The 18,317-nt window shown below is 72.1% G+C and carries 18 protein-coding genes; 8 read left to right on the top strand and 10 right to left on the bottom strand.

Annotated elements, in window-relative coordinates; all coding sequences use genetic code 11:
* Nucleotides 1–27: 27 nt before the first annotated feature.
* The 3 genes from AC2XR2_RS09755 to AC2XR2_RS09745 are packed head-to-tail and all read right to left on the bottom strand — an operon-like array spanning nucleotide 28 to nucleotide 2,395.
* Nucleotides 28–309 carry a hypothetical protein gene (locus AC2XR2_RS09755; RefSeq protein WP_123988308.1) on the bottom strand — a complete coding sequence of 94 codons (282 nt, stop codon included), beginning with the start codon at nucleotides 307–309 and terminating at the stop codon, nucleotides 28–30.
* Nucleotides 306–866, bottom strand: a complete 561-nt coding sequence (locus AC2XR2_RS09750; RefSeq protein WP_330267821.1) for a sigma-70 family RNA polymerase sigma factor — start codon at nucleotides 864–866, stop codon at nucleotides 306–308. Before AC2XR2_RS09750 ends, AC2XR2_RS09755 begins: the two co-directional genes overlap by 4 nt.
* Nucleotides 863–2,395, bottom strand: a complete 1,533-nt coding sequence (locus AC2XR2_RS09745) for a sodium:solute symporter family protein (RefSeq protein ID WP_381303361.1) — start codon at nucleotides 2,393–2,395, stop codon at nucleotides 863–865. Before AC2XR2_RS09745 ends, AC2XR2_RS09750 begins: the two co-directional genes overlap by 4 nt.
* Nucleotides 2,396–2,584: 189 nt before the next feature.
* Here AC2XR2_RS09745 and AC2XR2_RS09740 point away from each other — a divergent pair, with 189 nt between their 5' ends.
* The 4 genes from AC2XR2_RS09740 to AC2XR2_RS09725 all read left to right on the top strand — a co-directional run bounded on the left by AC2XR2_RS09740 (nucleotide 2,585) and on the right by AC2XR2_RS09725 (nucleotide 6,228).
* Complete coding sequence (locus AC2XR2_RS09740; protein WP_057618211.1) at nucleotides 2,585–2,800, top strand: DUF3311 domain-containing protein; 216 nt, start codon at nucleotides 2,585–2,587, stop codon at nucleotides 2,798–2,800.
* A gap of 120 nt (nucleotides 2,801–2,920) precedes the next feature.
* Nucleotides 2,921–5,020: a carbon starvation CstA family protein gene (locus AC2XR2_RS09735; protein ID WP_449349465.1), complete on the top strand. Its 2,100-nt coding sequence runs from the start codon at nucleotides 2,921–2,923 to the stop codon at nucleotides 5,018–5,020.
* A complete protein-coding gene (locus AC2XR2_RS09730; RefSeq protein WP_330267824.1) occupies nucleotides 5,017–5,211 on the top strand; it encodes a YbdD/YjiX family protein in 195 nt (64 codons plus the stop codon). The genes AC2XR2_RS09735 and AC2XR2_RS09730 overlap by 4 nt, the downstream gene beginning before the upstream one ends.
* An 81-nt stretch (nucleotides 5,212–5,292) precedes the next feature.
* Entirely contained in the window at nucleotides 5,293–6,228 is a 936-nt protein-coding gene (locus AC2XR2_RS09725) for a hypothetical protein (protein WP_491514804.1), read from the top strand.
* 260 nt (nucleotides 6,229–6,488) lie between these two features.
* Here AC2XR2_RS09725 and AC2XR2_RS09720 read toward each other — a convergent pair whose 3' ends face one another.
* The 3 genes from AC2XR2_RS09720 to AC2XR2_RS09710 all read right to left on the bottom strand — a co-directional run bounded on the left by AC2XR2_RS09720 (nucleotide 6,489) and on the right by AC2XR2_RS09710 (nucleotide 8,660).
* Nucleotides 6,489–7,286 (bottom strand): SURF1 family cytochrome oxidase biogenesis protein, encoded by a 798-nt coding sequence (locus tag AC2XR2_RS09720; protein WP_381303355.1) that lies wholly within the window; start codon nucleotides 7,284–7,286, stop codon nucleotides 6,489–6,491.
* Nucleotides 7,287–7,334: 48 nt separating this feature from the next.
* Entirely contained in the window at nucleotides 7,335–7,568 is a 234-nt protein-coding gene (locus AC2XR2_RS09715) for a hypothetical protein (protein ID WP_079083468.1), read from the bottom strand.
* A 108-nt stretch (nucleotides 7,569–7,676) separates the two neighbouring features.
* A complete protein-coding gene (locus tag AC2XR2_RS09710; RefSeq protein ID WP_391192768.1) occupies nucleotides 7,677–8,660 on the bottom strand; it encodes a DEDDh family exonuclease in 984 nt (327 codons plus the stop codon).
* Nucleotides 8,661–8,748: 88 nt separating this feature from the next.
* Between AC2XR2_RS09710 and AC2XR2_RS09705 the strand changes: the two genes are divergently transcribed.
* The 4 genes from AC2XR2_RS09705 (at nucleotide 8,749) to AC2XR2_RS09690 (ending at nucleotide 12,246) form a co-directional block, all read left to right on the top strand.
* Complete coding sequence (locus tag AC2XR2_RS09705; protein WP_381303351.1) at nucleotides 8,749–9,474, top strand: VIT1/CCC1 transporter family protein; 726 nt, start codon at nucleotides 8,749–8,751, stop codon at nucleotides 9,472–9,474.
* Nucleotides 9,475–9,574: 100 nt separating this feature from the next.
* Complete coding sequence (locus AC2XR2_RS09700) at nucleotides 9,575–10,441, top strand: sterol desaturase family protein (protein WP_381303349.1); 867 nt, start codon at nucleotides 9,575–9,577, stop codon at nucleotides 10,439–10,441.
* 14 nt (nucleotides 10,442–10,455) lie between these two features.
* Nucleotides 10,456–11,166, top strand: a complete 711-nt coding sequence (locus AC2XR2_RS09695) for a lysoplasmalogenase (protein WP_491518425.1) — start codon at nucleotides 10,456–10,458, stop codon at nucleotides 11,164–11,166.
* Between the two features lie 36 nt (nucleotides 11,167–11,202).
* Nucleotides 11,203–12,246, top strand: a complete 1,044-nt coding sequence (locus AC2XR2_RS09690; protein WP_381303347.1) for a zinc-dependent alcohol dehydrogenase family protein — start codon at nucleotides 11,203–11,205, stop codon at nucleotides 12,244–12,246.
* Between the two features lie 84 nt (nucleotides 12,247–12,330).
* Here AC2XR2_RS09690 and AC2XR2_RS09685 read toward each other — a convergent pair whose 3' ends face one another.
* The 4 genes from AC2XR2_RS09685 to AC2XR2_RS09670 form a co-directional block, all read right to left on the bottom strand.
* Complete coding sequence (locus tag AC2XR2_RS09685; RefSeq protein ID WP_491514803.1) at nucleotides 12,331–13,338, bottom strand: CopD family protein; 1,008 nt, start codon at nucleotides 13,336–13,338, stop codon at nucleotides 12,331–12,333.
* A 110-nt stretch (nucleotides 13,339–13,448) separates the two neighbouring features.
* Nucleotides 13,449–14,828 carry a CoA transferase gene (locus tag AC2XR2_RS09680; protein WP_491514802.1) on the bottom strand — a complete coding sequence of 460 codons (1,380 nt, stop codon included), beginning with the start codon at nucleotides 14,826–14,828 and terminating at the stop codon, nucleotides 13,449–13,451.
* A gap of 61 nt (nucleotides 14,829–14,889) precedes the next feature.
* On the bottom strand, nucleotides 14,890–16,476 hold the full coding sequence (locus tag AC2XR2_RS09675) for a S8 family peptidase (RefSeq protein ID WP_381303341.1): 1,587 nt from the start codon (nucleotides 16,474–16,476) through the stop codon (nucleotides 14,890–14,892).
* 73 nt (nucleotides 16,477–16,549) lie between these two features.
* The gene (locus tag AC2XR2_RS09670) at nucleotides 16,550–18,088 is read right to left on the bottom strand and encodes a S8 family serine peptidase (protein WP_491514801.1); all 1,539 of its coding nucleotides are present in this window, start codon (nucleotides 18,086–18,088) and stop codon (nucleotides 16,550–16,552) included.
* Nucleotides 18,089–18,317 lie beyond the last annotated feature (229 nt).

Genomic DNA, 18,317 nt, shown 5'->3' with positions numbered 1-18,317 from the left:
CGGTTTCCCTGCTGGTCGCGGGGGCAATCAGGGGTGCGGCCGGGGGAGTGAAGCGGCTGTCCCGGAGAAGATCACCCCCGAGTGCGCCGGTGTCTGGTTCAGCACCCACAGCCCGATCAGCGTCGCCAGCGCGAACACGACCGCGATGAGGACGGTGAGGACGAGCCGACGGCGGCGTTCGCGGCGCAGCCACTCGCCGCGTGCCGTGCGATAGGCGTCGGGGGCCGCGTGCACCCCGCCCGCCAGCGCGGCGAGGGCCTCCTGGAGTTCCTGCGCGGTGCGCGACTCGGTCGCGTCTCGGTGTGTCATCGCCGGGCCTCCATCGCCTGGGTCAGGGCGGCCAGGCCGCGTGCCGTGTGGGTCTTGACGGAGCCGCTGGAGATCCCCATCGCGGAGGCGATCTCGCCCTCCTTCAGGCCGAGCCAGTGCCGCAGCACCAGTGCTTCGCGCTGCCGGGCGGGCAGCTGCTGGAGCGCGTCGATGAGGACGCGCTGGTCGTCGTGGAGGAGCGCGGTGCTCTCCGCGGAGGCCACGAGCTCGGTCGGCGGTGCCTCGACGTGCTTGCGGGCCACCTGGAGGTGCCGTATCCGCATCCGGGTCAGGTTGCAGACGGTGGAGCGCAGATAGGCCTCCGCCGCCTCGGTGTCCCGCAGCCGCCGCCACTTCCGGTAGATCTGGTAGTAGGCCTCGGCGACCACGTTCTCCGGGTCGTCGGCGCCGAGCAGCACGGCGAGCCGGAGCATCGACGCGTAGTGCAGCTCGAACAGCCGGGCCACTCCGGCCTCGCGTTCCAGCTCGGCCGGATCGGCCGCCGCGGGCGCGAGCGGGACGGGTACGGCGGTGCCGTGTCTCAGATGCTGTCTCACGGGTTGTTCGCTCCCGTCTCGGGGCGCCGCCTGACGGTCAGGCGCGACGGTAGGTCGGTCAGGTCGGCGCCGCGCGGGACGCCGAGCCGTTCGAGGGCCGCGGTCCCGGCCAGGGCGACGGTCAGGTTCAGCAGCAGGGCGACGAGACCGGCGTAGATCTGGAAGGGCCCCGCGCCGATCGACGAGAACCCCTCGCGCACGACGAGGAAGGTGCCGGCGAGCATCCCCACCGCCCACCCCGCGAGCAGCGCCCGCGGGTGCAGCCGCCCGGTGAACAGGCCCACGGCGACGGCCGGGAAGATCTGCAGGATCCAGACCCCGCCGAGGAGCTGGAGGTTGATCGCGTCCTGGTCGCGCAGCCCGAACACGAAGGCGACCGCGCCGACCTTCGCCGTCAGCGACACCGCCTTGGCGATCCGCACCTGCCGCTTGGGCGTGGCGGTCGGGTGCACGTACTCGACGTACACATTGCGGACGAAGCTGGTGGCCGCCGCGATCGACATCACCGCCGCCGGGACCAGCGCCCCCACGGTGATCGCGCCGAACACCAGCCCGGCCAGCGGCCCCGGCATCAGCCGGTCCACCAGCATCGGTACGGCCGTCTCGGCGCCGCCCTCCGGCGCCCGCACCCCGGCCGCGAGCGCCGCGACGCCCAGGAACCCGAAGAGCGCGAGCAGCCCCGTCCAGGCGGGCAGGGCCACGGCCACCTTGCGCAGGGTGCGCGGACCGTCGGCGGCGAAACCGGCGGTCAGGACGTGCGGGTACATCAGCAGGGCGAGCGCGGAGCCGAGGGCGAGGGTGGCGTAGGCGGGCTGCTGCTCGGGGGAGAGGAGCAGGGCAGGGCCGCCGAGGCGTTCGGCTGCGCCGTCGAACACCGCGCCCGGTCCGCCGAGCCGTTCCAGGACCAGCCACGTCACGGCGGTGAGCGAGACGAAGACCGCGACCGCCTTGAGCGCGGAGATCACGGTGGGCGCCCGCAGCCCGTGCCGGTAGGTGGCCACCGCGAGCCCCGCGAACAGCGCCACCATCACCAGATCACCGGTCGCGCCCTTCGGATACACGCCACCCGCGGTCAGTACGGCCCTTATCCCGAGCAGCTGGAGCGCCAGGTACGGCATCGTCGCCAGGATCCCGGTCAGCGCGACCACCAGGGCCAGCGGCGCCGAGCCGTAGCGGCCGCGCACGAAGTCGGCGGCGGTGATGTAGCCGTGCCGGCGGGCCACCTCGCCCAGGCGGCTGAGCAGCACGAACGCGATCGGGCACACGATCACCGTGTACGGCACCGCGAAGAAGGCCGCCGCGCCGTTGCCGTACGCCAGTCCCGGTACGGCCGTGAAGGTGTACGCGGTGAAGATCGTGCCGCCGAGCAGCAGCCAGGTCCACACCGGGCCGAGGCTCCGGTCGGCCAGCGCCCAGCCCTCCAGGGACGGCAGCCGGTCGCTGGGGCGCAGCCGGCGCGCGGTCACGGCGAGCAGCGACGCCCCGCCGATCACGGCGAGGAACGTCGCGGTCATGGCGCCGTCGGCCATGGTCACCGTCCTTGGTGTGCCCCGGGTGTGTGCGCGGGGATGGCTGTGCCCTCGCGCATTAGTTGCGCTCACCGCCGGTTCGGATGACGGACATCGGCGGGAAATCTCCCCGGAATTCGCTGTCAACCGTCCGCGGGAGGTGGGCAACTCTTGCACAGACCCACAGCGAAGGGGAGAGGAGCGCAGGTCATGGCACGGACCGGTCATCACCGGCTACGGCGCGTCGCGATCGCCGTACTGCTGCTCGCCCCCGCCGCGGGACTGCTGTGGGTCCCGATGTACGCCGGTGCGGAGCCGCGCCTGGCGGGCACGCCGTTCTTCTACTGGTACCAGCTCGCCTGGGTGCCGGGGTGCGGTCTGTGCCTGCTGGCCGCGTACGCGCTGACGGACCGACATCGTCGCTGAGCCCTTCCGACCCTGCACCGTCCGACCCTGCACCGTCTGATCTTGCACCGCTCTTGGTGAGGAGCCGCCATGCCCGAAACCGTCCTTCAGCCTGCCCTCGAGGCGCCTGAAAAATCACGAATGTCACCCCGCTCGATCCTCCTGTGGGCCGTCGTGGCGCTGCTCGGCGCGGTCGCCTGGGGCGTGCTCGCGCTGGCCAGGGGCGAGAAGATCTCCGCGGTCTGGCTGGTCGTCGCCGCGCTCGGCTCGTATGCGATCGCCTACCGCTTCTACTCCCGCTTCATCGCCCGCCGCGTCCTGAAGCCGGACGACCGCCGCGCCACCCCGGCCGAACGCCTGGAGGACGGCGTCGACTTCCACCCCACCGACAAGCGGGTCCTGCTCGGCCACCACTTCGCGGCGATCGCGGGGGCCGGACCGCTGGTCGGCCCGGTCCTCGCGGCCCAGATGGGCTACCTGCCCGGCACCCTGTGGATCGTCGCCGGAGTGATCTTCGCGGGCGCGGTCCAGGACATGGTGGTCCTCTTCCTGTCCATGCGCAGGGACGGCAAGTCCCTCGGGCAGATGGCCCGGGACGAGATCGGCAGGGCGGGCGGCGCGGCGGCCCTGATCGCCGTGTTCGCCATCATGATCATCCTGCTGGGCGTGCTGGCCCTGGTCGTGGTCAACGCCCTCGCCCACTCCCCGTGGGGCACCTTCTCCGTCGCCATGACCATCCCCATCGCCCTGTTCATGGGCTTCTGGCTGCACCGCATCCGCCCCGGCCGGGTCGTGGAGACCAGCTTCATCGGGGTCGCGCTGCTCCTCCTCGCGATCGTCGGCGGCAGCTGGGTCCAGAACTCCTCACTGGCCTCGACCTTCACCCTCAGCCCCACGACCCTGGTCTTCTGCCTGGTCGGCTACGGCTTCGTGGCGTCCGTCCTCCCGGTCTGGATGCTCCTGGCCCCGCGCGACTACCTCTCCACCTTCATGAAGATCGGCACCATCGCCCTGCTCGCGGTGGGCGTCGTGGTCGCCGCCCCGGTGCTGCGCGCGGACGCGGTGAGCGACTTCGCCCGCTCGGGCGCCGGGCCGGTGTTCGCCGGGTCGCTCTTCCCCTTCCTGTTCATCACCATCGCCTGCGGCGCGCTCTCCGGCTTCCACGCCCTGGTCTCCTCCGGTACGACACCGAAGCTGATCCAGAAGGAGTCGCAGGTCCGCATGATCGGCTACGGCGCCATGCTGATGGAGTCCTTCGTCGCGATCATGGCGCTGATCGCGGCGGCGACCCTGGAGCCGGGCCTGTACTACGCGATGAACGCACCGGCGGGACTGCTCGGCGCCACGGCGGAGTCGGCGTCCCACGCGGTGGCCGGCCTCGGCTTCACCATCACCCCCGACCAGCTGACCCAGGCCGCCAAGGCGGTCGAGGAACAGACCCTGATCGCCCGCTCCGGCGGCGCCCCGACCCTCGCGGTCGGCATGTCGGAGATCTTCTCCGGGGTGTTCGGCGGTACGGCCATGAAGGCCTTCTGGTACCACTTCGCGATCATGTTCGAGGCGCTGTTCATCCTGACCACGGTGGACGCGGGCACCCGGGTCGGCCGCTTCATGCTCCAGGACATGCTCGGCAACGTGTGGAAGCCGGTCGGCCGGGTCAACTGGAAGCCCGGCATCTGGCTGTGCAGCGGACTGGTCGTCGCGGCCTGGGGCTACTTCCTCTACACCGGCGCCACCGACCCGCTCGGCGGGATCAACCAGCTCTTCCCGCTCTTCGGCATCGCGAACCAGCTGCTCGCCGCGATCGCGCTGGCCGTGTGCACGACGGTCCTCGTCAAGTCCGGCAGGCTGCGCTGGGCCTGGGTGACCGGGGTGCCGCTGGCCTGGGTGGTCGCGATCACCTTCACCGCGGGCTGGCAGAAGATCTTCTCCGACGACCCCCGGGTCGGGTTCTTCGCCCAGCGCACCAAGTACGCGGACGGCATCGACGCGGGCCAGGTCCTCGCACCGGCCAAGTCCCTGGACGACATGCACACGGTCGTGACCAACTCCACGGTCGACGGGGTGCTGATCGCGGTGTTCCTGGTGCTGGTGGCGGTGGTGATCGTCAACGCGGGGGTGGTGTGCGTGCGGGCGGTCCGGGCGGCGGGGGCGTTGCCGACGACCGAGGCGCCGTACGTCGAGTCGCGGATCGGTGTCCCCGGGCAGACCGGTGAGGAGCTGGTGGGAGTGCGCTCGTGACCGCGACCGCCCGGCGCTGGGCTCGGGGTGTCCGGTGGTACCTGCGGGAGCTGACGGGGGAGGCGGAGTACGACCGCTACCGCGAGCGGCATCTGCGCCACCATCCCCTCGCTCCGGTGCCGACCCGGCGGGAGTACGAGGTGCTCCGCACCCGGCATCGGGAGGCCCGTCCGCAGGGGCGGTGCTGTTGAGGCGTCACTGCTTCCGCTGCGGATCACGGGGCGGGCGTACTGCCCGCCCCGTGATCCCTCGACACTCACCCCGGGACCGACATGCTCAGACGCCGCCACACCCTTGTGGTCCGCCCCGCCCTCGACGACGACGCGCTGCACGCGACACTGACCGAGCTGCGCCCCACCCTCCAGTCGCACGGCCTCGGCGCGGGGTCCAGCCGCCCGCTCTGGCAACCGGTCGCCGAGCTGCTGCGGGACACGGGCAGGGACTGGGATCGCCGGTGGCACCGGATGTCGGTACTGGCGGGCGGGCTGCCGGCCGCGGTGAGCGAGCGGTGGATCGCCGAACGGCCCGGTGACGGCGACGCGTCGGTGCTCTGGGCCTGTGTCCGCAGCGGCCGGCACTCCCCGGCCCAGGGGTGGCCCGGCGTCTGGGACGCCGAGCGGGCCTGTCTGCGGGCGGCCGAGGCGTGTCCCGAGGACCCCACCCCCTGGCTGGCCCTCCTCGACCTGATGTACCGCGCCGCCGTACCGCCGAGGGACGCCGTGCCCGTGTGGACCGAGGCCGTCACCCGGGCTCCGTGGCACCGGGGCGCCTACCACCGGCTGCTGGACTATCTGTCCCCGCGCGGACACGGCTCGGTCGTCGACATGACGGACTTCGCCCGGCAGGGCGCCGCCCGCGCCCCGCACGGCTCACCGCTCGCCCTGCTCCCGGTGGCGGCCCGCGTCGAACTGGTCGCCCACCGGCAGCGACAGCTGCCGTTCGGGGCGGACGGCCACTGGAACGAACCCGGAGCCGGCGCCGAGATCGAGGCGGCCCTGACCGACTGGTTCCACACCGCCGCGGTACCGCACGCCGAGGCCGTCGCCGACCTCAACCTCCTCGCCTTCGCCCTGGTCCGCACCCACCGGCCGACCGACGCGGCACCGGTGTTCCGACGGCTGGGCCGCCATATGACCCGGCACCCGTGGGAGCTGCTGCCGGACCCGGAGCGCACGTTCCTGTACTGGAGGGACCGCAAGGGGGTCTGAGGGCGGCCGGTCGAGCGGCCCGGGGGATGCCTGCCGAGGGCCCTGGGGGTGCCGAGTGCTCTGGCGGATGTCGAGGGCCGTGGTGGGTGCCGAGTGCTCTGATGGTGGGCGAGTGCCCTGGTGGATGCCGAGGGCTCTGACGGTGGGCGAGTGCCCTGGTGGATGCCGAGTGCTCTGACGGTGGGCGCGTGCCCTGGAGGATGCCGAGCGCCCGGACGGTGCGCGAGTGCCCTGGCGGACGTGGGGTGCGCCTCGGCGCATTACACCGCGGCCGGCTCAGCCTCCGCGGCGCTGTCCTGCTCCGCCTTCTCCCGGCGGTCACGCAGCTCGCGCCGGACCAGGATGACCCAGCCGATCGGCACGCCGACCGAGAACAGCCACCACTGGATCGCGTAGGCGTAGTTCAGCGCGGCGTCCTCACTGCCGGGGTTGCCGCCGATCAGCTCGGGGGTGTCGCCCTTCGGCTCCGGCGAGATCTGCGCGATGTAGCCGCCGAGAACCTGCTTGCCGAGCCGCCGGGCCTCCTGCTCGCTGTTGATCAGCATGATCTGCCGGTCCGGCAGCCCCTTGAGGTTCTTGATGCCGCTCGCCGCGGTCGTCTCGTCGGGCATCAGCCGCCCGGTGACGGTGATCTCGCCGGCGGGGGGCGCGGGGATCTTCGGGAACGCGGTCTGGCTCGGGCCGTTGGAGGGGATCCAGCCCCGGTTGACGAGCAGCACCTTGCCGTCGTCGAGGACGAACGGGGTCAGCACGTGGTAACCGACCTCGTCGTCGGAGTTGGTGCGGCGCCGGACGACCTCCTCGGCGGAGGTGTCGAAGTGCCCCTTGGCGGTGACCTTGCGATACCGGTCGTGCGTGGTGACCGTGTGCCCCGGCGAGGTCATCTCCTCCACGGGCACCGGCTTGGCGTTCAGCGCGTCGGTCACCAGCTGGTTGCGTGCGCTGCGCTCCTCGTAGCGGTGCATCTGCCAGATGCCCAGCCGGATCATCGTGGGGATGAGGAGCAGGGCGACCAGCGTGAGGATCACCCACTGCCGGGACAACAGGAAGCGGTACACCCCACGACGGTACCTCTCGGGTCGTGGGGTGCCTTGGGCAGGGGTGGGTCAGACCCGATCCACGATGCCCACCTTCCCCTCCGCGCGGGCGCAGTGCGCACCGCAGAACCAGTGGCCCTCGACCTCGACTCCCTGCCCGATGATCTGCACCCGGCAGTGCTCGCAGATCGGTGCCATCCGGTGGATCGCACAGGAGAAGCAGTCGAAGACGTGCACCGCGCCCTGGGCGTGCACCTCGAAGGTCATGCCGTAGTTATTGCCGCAAACTTCGCAAGTCGCCATGCGCCACAGGGTGAGCCGTGGCCGCCGCGGGGGCGAGCCGGCGCCGGGCGAGTCGTACGACAATCACCCGTCCGTCGGCAGCGGCCGTACGGTCGCCTTCATCGCCGGTCACCCCTCTGACGCCGGCTCGACATCCCGGAGGAGCTGCCCGAAGGCCGCCTCGTCGACGACCGGTGTGCCGAACTGCCGGGCCTTGACCACCTTGGACGTGCCCGAGTCCGGGTCGTTGGTGACGAGGAGACTGGTCAGCCGGGAGATGCTGGTGGCGACGTGCAGCCCGGCCTCGATCGCCCGGTCCTCCAGGAGGTCGCGCTCGGTCGAGGTGTCCCCGGAGAACGCGATCCGCATGCCCTGCTTGAGCGGCCTGCCGTCCTCGTACCGCCCCGGGTTGGGGTAGGGGCACGCGGGCCGCTTGCGCGCGGGCCGCCAACTGGTCGGCCGGTAGCCGCCGTAGCCCGCCGACTGCCGGGGCACGGCCCGGTCCGTCCACTCGGTCAGCGGCCGGCACTCGTGCAGCGGCAGCCGCACACTGCGCGCGGCCGCGGCCCGCAGACTCGGCCGGAACGCCTCCGCGAGCACGCGCGCGTCGTCGAGGGCGTGGTGCGCCCGCCGCTGTACGACGCCGAAGTGGGCGGCCAGCGACTCGAGTTTGTGGTTGGGCAGCGGCAGGCCGAGCTCCTTGGACAGGACGATGGTGCACAGCCGCTGGCTCACCGGCGCCACCCGCCCCGCGCGGGCGTACTCGCGGGCGATCATCTGCCAGTCGAAGACGGCGTTGTGCGCGACGAGGACGCGACCGTCGAGACGGGCCGAGAACTCGTCGGCGATGTCCTGGAAGAGGGGCGCGCCTTCGAGGGTGTCGCTCGTCAGACCGTGGATCCACACCGGGCCGGGATCGCGCTCCGGGTTGACCAGCGTGTACCAGTGGTCCTCGACCTCTCCGCGGGCGTCCAACCGGTAGACGGCCGCGGAGATTATCCGGTCGTCGCGGGCCAGGCCGGTGGTCTCCACGTCGACGACCGCGTATCCCTGCGGATACGCGGCCGGCCACGCTGTGGGGGAGGACGCTGCGGTCGTCTGGTCTTCGAGCATGGTCCCTGAGGATACGGCCCGGGACTGACAGTCCCTCACGGCGGCGTCGGTACCGGGCTGTCGAGGACCGGGGTGCGATCCTCCGGGGATGACCGAAGAGGGTGTGAGCGGACCGGCGCACGGCGAGGCCCACGGCGGCGGGCTCGGCACCCGCCTCAACTGGCTGCGGGCGGCGGTCCTCGGCGCGAACGACGGCATCGTCTCGACGGCGGGACTGGTGGTCGGCGTGGCCGGAGCGACGAGCGACCGCTCCGCGTTGTTGACGGCGGGTCTGGCGGGCCTGCTGGCCGGGTCGATGTCCATGGCGGCCGGGGAGTACGTGTCCGTGTCGACCCAGCGGGACTCCGAGAAGGCGGCGCTGGCCCAGGAGAAGCGGGAGCTGCGCGAACAACCGGAGGCGGAGCTGGAGGAGTTGACGCAGCTCCTGGAGGAGCGTGGCCTGTCGCGCGAGGTCGCCCGTGAGGCGGCGGAACAACTGACGGAACGCGACGCACTGCGCGCCCACGCACGCGTGGAACTCGGCATCGACCCGGACGAACTGACCAACCCCTGGCACGCGGCCTGGGCAAGCTTCCTGGCCTTCACGGCAGGCGCGATCCTCCCCCTGCTGGCCATCGTGCTGCCCCCGTCGGACTGGCGGGTGCCGGTGACGGTGGTGTCCGTGGTGGGCACCCTGGTACTGACCGGCTGGAGCAGCGCGCGCTTGGGGGCGGCGGCACCGAGGCGGGCGGTCGTGCGGAACGTGGGGGGCGGGTTGGTGGCGATGGGGGTCACTTATGGGGTGGGGGTGCTGTTGGGGGCGGCGGGGGTCTAGCCGACTGGTGGAGATCACCAAGAAGCAAGCGCGTACCCCCGTCAATACTTGTGGGTAACAACGTCTAGCCGTGCCCCACCGGCGGTTCTACGGTGCACGCATGCCGAACCTCCCCGATGTCGTGGTCTGGTCCATACCCGCCTTCGTGCTGCTCACCGTCGTCGAGGTGATCAGCGTCCGCATCCATCCCGACGAGGACGCGGCGGGCTACGAGACGAGAGATGCCGCCACCAGCGTCGGCATGGGACTCGGCAGCCTCTTCTTCGACTTCCTCTGGAAGATCCCGATCGTCGCGATCTACACGGCGATCCACGAGCTCACCCCGCTGCGCGTCCCCGTCCTGTGGTGGACGGTCCCCCTGATGCTGCTCGCGCAGGACTTCTTCTACTACTGGTCCCACCGCGGCCACCACGTCATCCGCATCCTGTGGGCCTGCCACGTCGTCCACCACTCCAGCCGGAAGTTCAACCTCACCACCGCGCTGCGCCAGCCCTGGACGAGCCTGACCGTCTGGCCGTTCTACGTCCCCCTGATCGCCGCGGGCGTCCACCCGGCCGCGCTCGCCTTCTGCTCCTCCGCGAACCTCGTCTACCAGTTCTGGATCCACACCGAACGCATCGACAAGATGCCCCGCTGGTTCGAGTTCGTGTTCAACACCCCGTCCCACCACCGCGTCCACCACGCCTCCCAGGGCGGCTATCTGGACCGCAACTTCGGCGGGATCCTCATCGTGTGGGACCGGCTCTTCGGCTCGTTCGTCGCCGAGACCGAACGGCCTGTCTACGGGTTGACCAAGAACATCAACACGTTCAACCCGATCAAGGTGGCCACCCATGAGTACGTGGCCATCATCAAGGACATCAAGAAGGCACGGAGTTGGCGCGAACGGGCGGGCCGGGTCTTCCGGGGGCCTGGCTGGGGGCCGGCGCCCGCACCGGAGACCGCCGAGGAAACCGTGCCCGCGTGAGAACCCCGAACACCATCAGCAGCTACGGTCCTCGCCGCACTCACCTCACCCACCGCGCCCATCTCGCCCTCCTGACCGCCTTCGCCCTCGCCGCCACCGTCGACCTCACCGCCCTGGCCGTCGGCTTCCACGGCGGCTACATCGTCGCCAAGCCCCTCCTGATGCCGCTGCTCGCCGCCTGGGCGGCCACCCGGGGCGCACCGCGCCTCCTCGTCGCGGCGCTCCTGTGCGGCTGGGGCGGTGACGTCCTGCTGCTGTCGGACGCGGACCCGGCCTTCCTCGCGGGCATGGCCTCCTTCGCCGCGGGACACGCCTGCTACCTCGCCCTCTTCGTCCGTCATGGCGCACCACGCGCGCGAGCGGCCCTCCTGGCCCCGGCCTACGGCGTGGCCCTCGTCACCACGGTCACCCTGCTGTGGCCGGACCTGCCGGCCGACCTCCGCGTCCCCGTCGCCGGCTACAGCACCCTGCTCGTGGCCATGGCCTGCACCGCCGCCCTCCGCCTCGGCCCCGTCGCCGGAGCGGGCGGCGCGCTCTTCCTGCTCTCGGACACCCTCATCGCGACCGGCGTCGCCGACTGGCCCCAGCTGCCCCGACCCGATCTGTGGATCATGCTCACCTACATCGCCGCCCAGTTCCTGCTGGCCAGTGGCACCCTGCGAGCCCCTGAAGCGCGCCCAGGGCCGATGGCGACGTACGGTGAGGTGCGCTCGACCACCCCCTGAGCGCCGTCACGCCCTCGCACGAGAAGGACCCTCGCCATGCGCGCCACCACCATCCACGCCCCGTACGACATGCGCGTGGAGGACGTCCCCGAGCCGGTGGTGCAGCTGCCCACCGACGCCGTGCTGCGGGTGCTGCGCGCCTGCATCTGCGGCAGCGACCTGTGGGCCTACCGCGGCGAGGCGGCCCGGCAGCCGGGACAGCGGATCGGACACGAGTTCCTCGGCGTGGTCGAGGAGACCGGCTCCGAGGTCGCCGCCGTCAAGCGCGGTGACCTCGTCGTCGCGCCCTTCATGTGGTCCGACGGCGTCTGCGACTACTGCCGCGAGGGGCTGACCACCTCCTGCGAGCACGGCGGCTTCTGGGGCTCCGTCGGCTACGACGGCGGCCAGGGCGAGGCCGTACGCGTCCCCTACGCCGACGGCACCCTCGTACGGCTGCCCAAGGAGGCGGCCTCCGACGGCCGTCTGCTGTCCTCCCTGCTGACCCTGTCCGACGTCCTGGGCACCGGTCACCACGCGGCCCTCGGCGCGGGAGCCCGCCCGGGCGCCACGGTCGCCGTCGTCGGCGACGGAGCCGTCGGCCTGTGCGCGGTGCTCGCCGCCAAGCGGCTCGGCGCGGAACGGATCATCGCCCTCGGCCGCCACCAGGTCCGCACCGACATCGCGCGGCGCTTCGGCGCCACCGACGTCGTCGCCGAGCGCGGGGACGCCGCCGTCGAGGCCGTACGCGAACTCACCCGCGGCCAGGGCGCGCACGCCGTCGTCGAGGCCGTCGGCACCGAACAGTCCATGCGTACGGCGGTCAACATCACCCGTGACGGCGGCGCCATCGGCTTCGTGGGTGTGCCCCACGGCAGCGGCACCGGCGTCGACCTCGGCGTCATGTTCGACCGGAACATCGCGCTGCGCGGCGGTGTGGCGCCGGTCCGCGCCTACATCCCCGAGCTGCTGCCCGACGTCCTGGACGGCACCGTCGACGCCTCGCCCGTCTTCGACATGACTGTCGACCTGGAGGGCGTCCCCGACGGCTACAAGGCCATGGACGAGCGCACCGCCCTGAAGGTCCTCGTCACCAACTAGCGGTCACCGGCTGCTCGGTGTCGCATCGGCTGCTCGGTTCCGCGCCGAGCAGCCGACGCTCGGCACCGTTCGACCAGCCGCCGCTCACCACCTGATCGGCAGCGGCAGCGCCGTCAACAGCCCCGACACCACGACCACCAGGCCCAGCGCGGCGACCTCCCCGCGCGCGGGGACGCAGGCCGCCAGTGGGTCGGGGGCGCGGCGCAGCCGCAGCCGGGCGCACAGCGCGAGCGCGGCGACGACCGCGACGAGGAGCACCTTGGCGAGCAGGGTGCGCCCGTAGGCGGTGTCGGTCAGCTGCGTCAGGACCGTGCCGGACGGCATCCGGCGCAGCGAGCTCCACACCCCGGTCGCGGTCACGCCGGCGAGCAGAACGGCCGCCACGCGCGCGTAGCGCCCGAACAGCGCCACGCCCTGCTCCACAGGGCCCCAGCGGCGCAGTGTCCGCAGCACATGCAGCAGTCCGCCCGCCCACAGCGCGGCGCAGATCAGGTGAACCAGCGTCAGCCCGGAGCCCACCAGTGCGGTGTGCTCGGCCGGGGGATGCGCGCGCAGGGCCTCCGCCACGACCACGGCGCCCAGGGGCCACACCTGGACGGCAGGCCGTGCCGAGCGGGCGCACAGCCCGGCCACCAGGAACGCGTTGACCTCCAGCAGGGCCAGCTTGCCGTCGCGCGAGGCGTACAGGCCGCCGACGTCGATCTGGGAGAGGCTGTGCGGCACGCGGTTGCCGGTCGCGACGACCGCGGCGAGGCCCAGCGCGGCGACGGCACCGGCGGCGGCCGCGTAAGAGGCCCAGGAACGCGGGCCGTTCGGGGGAGCGCCCGGTACCGAGCGGGCGAGCCGGCGCACGAGCAACTCGCCCAGCGGCACGCACAGCGCCCCGAACAGCACCGCTCGCAGGAGGGCCACGCCGCCGGTACCGGGCGCGGCGGCCTCCCCGGTTTCGCGCAGCGCGGCGGACGGGCCCAACAGGGGTATCGCCACGGCCAGGGTCGCCAGCACGAGGACGGCGGCCGCGCGGCCGACGCCGGGGCGCCGCGCGGGCCCGCTCGCGTCAGCCGTCTCGGCGGTGGGTCTGGTCAGGGTCACCTGACGATCCTGACCAGAACGGACAGAACGGGCAACCGAAAGGAAACAAGTGGGAGTACGGCATTCCGTGCACCGGTAGGTTCCCGGTGCCGCCGTCCGCTCGGGCGGGCTCAGCCCCAGCGCGCCGCATCCGTGCCCCACGGCACCGGCGGCCGGTCCCAGCCCCCCGGTCCGGCCTCGAAGGACACCGGCGACCGCGCGTACCGCAGCCGCCCCAGCGCGCTGTCCGTCTCCGAGAGCCAGGGCTCGGGGCCGCCGTAGGGTGCGCCCTCGGCGTCGCCCGTCACCGCCTCGCCCGTCGCCCGTTCGCCCGTCACCGCCTGGCTCGGCACCGGCGACCCGACCTCACCACCCACCCCCTCCATCAGCCAAAGAGCCGTCCGCGCCAGGGCCAGTCGCACGAACCGGCTTCCACCCTCCCGCGCCTGCTCGTTGAGCGCCCGCAGCACGGCCGCCGCCAGCAGATAGCCGGTCCCGTGGTCGAGGGCCTGGGCGGGCAGCGCACCCGGGCGTTGTGCCGAACCCTCCAGGACGGCGATCCCCGTGGCGGCCTGCACGAGGCTGTCGAAGCCCCGCCGCTCGGCCCAGGGCCCGTACGTGCCCCACGCCGACAACTGCGCCACGACCACTCCGGGCCGCCGCTCCGCCAGCGCCTCGGGGGAGAGTCCGAACCGGTCCAGGGCGCCCGGCCGGTACCCGGTGACGACCACGTCCGCCGCCCCGAGCAGCTCCTCGAAGGTCCGTCGGTCGGTGGCCAGGTCGAGGGTCGCCGACCGCTTGCCGAAGCCCGTGTCGGCGTGCTGGTCGGGCAGTTCGGGAAGGTGCGGCGCGTCCACGCGCAGCACGTCCGCGCCGAGCAGGGCGAGCGTGCGGGTGGCGACCGGACCCGCGAGGACCCGCGTCAGGTCCAGGACCCGCAGACCGGCGGCCGGCAGCAGGGGAGAGGTGTCGACCGGCGTGAACGCACGCGCGCGTGCCGCGTCCAGCCGCCCCCGCTCGACCAGGGGCCGCTTCGCCACCTCGACCGCCTGCGGATGCGCGGCCCACTCCCGCGGGGAACGCAGGGCGACGGCGAGACCGCCGACCGCGTACACGGCTTCCTCGACGTCCAGAGCGGTCCGCTCGGCGAGTGCCGCTTCCACGGCCGCCGCGTCGTCCGGCACTCCCAGCGCGTCCAGGAGTCGCGCCCGGTGATGCGGATAGTTGGCGTGGGTCCGCACCCACCCGTCCGCCGTCCGCCAGAACCGGGACAGCGGGGCGAAGTTGACCGGGGCGCGACTGTTGATCAACAGATGACGCTCGCTCAGGAAGGCGGCGGCGACCGCCCCGTCGTCCACCCGCACGGCCGGCGCCTCGGCGAGACCGGCCCGCCGCGCCCCCAGTTCGGCGGCGGCCAGCGCGCACGCGCCCACACAGGCCCGCGCCAACTCCTGGACGGGAAGGCGCCCCGGAAGAGCGCCCTCCCGCACCACAAACTTGATTCCAGTCATGACTGCACTATGCAGTATTGACGGAATCAATATATGGACCGACCTTGATCGGTCCGTACTTCTACTTCGTCACCGCGTCCAGCGCGTCCACCGTGCCCCAGCCGTAGAAGCCGTTGCGGTTCTTCGACCCCTCGCACACCGCGTCGACCTTGCCGTCGCCGTTGATGTCGTACGGGTCCGTGCACGCCGTGGCGTCGGCCTCCGCGTACAGCAGCGCCTTCACCAGGGCCGGCGGGGCGTACGGGTGCGTCGACTTGATCAGGGCGGCCACGGCCGCGACGTGCGGCGACGCCATCGACGTACCGGCCATGTAGCCCCACTTGCCGCCGGGCAGCGTGCCCAGGATCAGACCGCTGGTCGCGGGGGGCGCGGGCGTCTGGTAGGCCGTCGAGTCACCGCCGGGCGCGGCCACGTCGATGACCCCGAGACCGTAGTTCGAGAAGGACGACTTGATGCCCTTCGCGCCGGTCGCCGCGACCGTCACGACACCCGGGAGCTGCGTCGGTATGTCGAAGCACTCCGACGGGTCGATCACCCGGTCCGAGGGCGTGCCGTCGTTCGGCGAGACCGGGTCGGTGATCTCGTCGGCGGCGAGGTCGTAGTTCTCGTTGCCGGCCGCGGCCACGTTCACCACGCCCCGCTTCTCCGCGTACCGCGAGGCCCGGGTGACGGCGTCCACGAGCGCCTTCTGGTCCGGGTCGTCGGTGCAGTTGAAGTACCACGGGTCGGTGTAATAGCTGTTGTTGGTGACGTCGACCCCGTGGGTGGCCGCCCACATGAAGCCGCACACCACGGCCTCCGTGTAGAAGTAGCCGGCGGTCGTCGACACCTTGATGCCCGCCACCTTCACGCCCGGCGCGACACCGGTCATGCCGACGCCGTTCTTGGCGGCCGCGATCTCACCGGCCACGTGCGTGCCGTGCGGGCTCTCCGCCGCGCTCGGCCGCCACGCCCCGTCGGTCGTGTCCGGCTTGCCCGTCACGCAGTTGACCGACGCGGCCCGGTCGAAGTTCGGCGCGAGGTCCGGGTGGGTGTCGTCCACGCCGGTGTCGATGACGGCGACCGTCACCTTGCTGCTGCCGAGCGACTTCTCGTGCGCCTTGTCCGCCTTGATGGCGGGCAGGTCCCACTGCAAGGACTCCAGCGGGTCCTGGCCGGCGTCGGCGGCGGCCCGCGCGGCGGCCATCTGCGCCGAGCTGAGCGCCTTCGGCGTGCCCTCGTCGGTCGTCGACTGCGCGGGCAGCGGCGCGTTGCGGGTGTTGCCCGCCGACTCGACCCCGCGGACCTTGCGGATCGTCTTCGCGAAGTCGGGGTTCGACGAGTGGACGACGATCACGCCGATCTGGTCGTACGACGTCACGATCGTGCCGCCGGCCTTGGCGATGGCCTTCTTCACCTGGGCGGAAGGACCGTGTCCGGCGCGGACGTTGACGACATAGCTGAGCGCCGTCCCGTCCGCGTCGGCGGCGGCGAGGATGTCGTCGGCGGCGCCGACGGCACCGGCCGAGGCGCCGGGCACGCCGGTCGCGGTGCCGGGCAGACCGGCCGCGGACGCCGTGGCTCCCGGGAGGAACGCCATGGCCGTCGCGATGGCCATGCCGAGCGGGAGCGCGAGCGCGCGCCGATGGCGCGGGTGGGGCCCTGTCATGATGAAAGTCTCTCCAGTTCGTTCTCGGGACAAGCGGTCCGTGCGGGTGGCGCCGTGGGTCCGGTTCGGCGGGTCACTTGACCGCGCGCAGCGCGTTGACGATGCCGAAGCCGTAGAAGCCGTTGACCCGGGTGCCGCCCTCGCACACCGCGTCCTGCGTGCCGTTGCCGTCCTGGTCGTAGGAGGCCGGGCAGCTCGTGGCGTTCGCCTGCACCTTGAGGAGCGCTTGGAGCTGGGCCGGGCTCGCCTTGGGATGCGTCGACTTCAGCAGCGCGGCCACGCCCGCGGCGTGCGGCGAGGCCATCGAGGTGCCCTGCAGGAAGCCGTACGCCCCGTTGGGCAGGGTCGACAGGATGCGGCCGTTCTGCGACGGCGTGTCCGGGATCTGGTAGAGCCGGTCGCCGCCCGGCGCCGCCACGTCGATGACGCCCTTGCCGTACGAGGAGTAGTACGACTTGAGGTTCTTGACGCCCGTCGCGCTCACCGTGACGACGCCCGGGAGCTGCGTCGGCACGTCGAAGCACTCGTGCGGGTCGACGGTCCGCTCCACCGGCGTGGAGTCGTCCGGGCTCGTGGTGTCGACGATCGCGTCGGAGTCCAGGTCGTGGTTGGAGTTGCCGGCCGAGGCCAGGCTGAGCGTGCCCTTCTTCTGGGCGTACAACTGCGCCCTGTTGACCGCATCGACGATGGCCCGCTGATCTGGATCGTCCATGCAGTTGTACATCCATGGATCAACGTAGTAGCTGTTGTTCGTGATCTCGACGCCGTGGTCGGCCGCGAACACGAACGCGCACACGACGCTCTCCGGGTAGAAGAGTCCGTCGCTCGGGTCGGTCACGTTGATGGCCGAGACCTTCACGCCGGGCGCGACCCCGGCCACGCCGATGCCGTTGCGCGCGGCGGCGATCTCACCGGCCACGTGGGTGCCGTGGTAGTCGTCCGCGGTGTACGGCCGCCAGGCGCCCGGAGTGGTGTTCGGGACACCGCCGTCGCAGTTGGCGGACTGGGAGGCGGAGAAGTTCGGCGCGATGTCGGGGTGGGTGTCGTCGACACCGGTGTCGATCACGGCGACGGTCACCTTGCGGCTGCCCGGGTTGATCTTGGCCGCCTGGTCGGCGCCTATCGCGCGCAGGTCCCACTGGTCGGCCTCGAGAGGCTCACTGTCCGGGGCGGCGGCGGAGGCCTTCGCGACCTTCGCGGCCTGCGCGTCCGACAGCACCTGGACCGCGCCCTCGTCCGTCGTGCCCGCCGGGGTCAGGGCCGAGGTGCGGGTGGCACCGGCCGACTGCACCCCGCGCACCTTGCGGATCTTCTGCGCGAAGTCCGGGGCGGAGGAGTGGGCGACGATCACGCCGATCTTCTCGTAGGCGATCACGACGGTGCCGCCGGCCACCGGTATCGCCTTCTTCACCGCCGCGATCGTGCGGTGGTCCACCTTGGTGTTGACGACGTACGACAGGTTCGTCGCGTCCGCGGCCTGAACCGCGGTCTCCCCGAAGGGCGCGGCCGAGGCCGCCGCGGGCAGGAAGCCGAGCGAGGCCGTGAGGGACAGCACGACCGGAACGGCGAGCGCGAGGCGGTGTCTCGAACGTCTGGAACGCGGCTGGGACATGGGGTCTCCACATCATCCGGAAACGAAACCGGCCCGAGACACAGGTGGCGCTCGGGCAGGTACATGACGGGTGGTGCAGCCCGAAGCTATCTCCCGAAGTCGCTGGCCAGCAATGACTTCCCCAAGGTGAGTTCGGAAAGAAGCAAAGCGAGTTGAACCGGTCCCAGCGCGGCGCCGTGACCTTGAACAGGGAACGCGAGGACACTCGCCCCCGATCCCCGTCACAACC

The sequence above is a fragment of the Streptomyces sp. LS-MS-L19 genome (assembly GCF_058382285.1).
Note: the sequence above shows the minus strand (reverse complement) of the source record. Positions and strands in the feature narration are given on the sequence as shown.

Bases quoted from the DNA above. Each gene is read 5' to 3' on its own strand.
- AC2XR2_RS09755 (WP_123988308.1), bottom strand. From the start codon at position 309: ATGACACACCGAGACGCGACCGAGTCGCGCACCGCGCAGGAACTCCAG.
- AC2XR2_RS09745 (WP_381303361.1), bottom strand. From the start codon at position 2,395: ATGGCCGACGGCGCCATGACCGCGACGTTCCTCGCCGTGATCGGCGGG.
- AC2XR2_RS09740 (WP_057618211.1), top strand. From the start codon at position 2,585: ATGGCACGGACCGGTCATCACCGGCTACGGCGCGTCGCGATCGCCGTA.
- AC2XR2_RS09735 (WP_449349465.1), top strand. From the start codon at position 2,921: ATGTCACCCCGCTCGATCCTCCTGTGGGCCGTCGTGGCGCTGCTCGGC.
- AC2XR2_RS09725 (WP_491514804.1), top strand. From the start codon at position 5,293: ATGCTCAGACGCCGCCACACCCTTGTGGTCCGCCCCGCCCTCGACGAC.
- AC2XR2_RS09715 (WP_079083468.1), bottom strand. From the start codon at position 7,568: ATGGCGACTTGCGAAGTTTGCGGCAATAACTACGGCATGACCTTCGAG.
- AC2XR2_RS09710 (WP_391192768.1), bottom strand. From the start codon at position 8,660: ATGCTCGAAGACCAGACGACCGCAGCGTCCTCCCCCACAGCGTGGCCG.
- AC2XR2_RS09705 (WP_381303351.1), top strand. From the start codon at position 8,749: ATGACCGAAGAGGGTGTGAGCGGACCGGCGCACGGCGAGGCCCACGGC.
- AC2XR2_RS09700 (WP_381303349.1), top strand. From the start codon at position 9,575: ATGCCGAACCTCCCCGATGTCGTGGTCTGGTCCATACCCGCCTTCGTG.
- AC2XR2_RS09690 (WP_381303347.1), top strand. From the start codon at position 11,203: ATGCGCGCCACCACCATCCACGCCCCGTACGACATGCGCGTGGAGGAC.
- AC2XR2_RS09680 (WP_491514802.1), bottom strand. From the start codon at position 14,828: ATGACTGGAATCAAGTTTGTGGTGCGGGAGGGCGCTCTTCCGGGGCGC.
- AC2XR2_RS09675 (WP_381303341.1), bottom strand. From the start codon at position 16,476: ATGACAGGGCCCCACCCGCGCCATCGGCGCGCGCTCGCGCTCCCGCTC.
- AC2XR2_RS09670 (WP_491514801.1), bottom strand. From the start codon at position 18,088: ATGTCCCAGCCGCGTTCCAGACGTTCGAGACACCGCCTCGCGCTCGCC.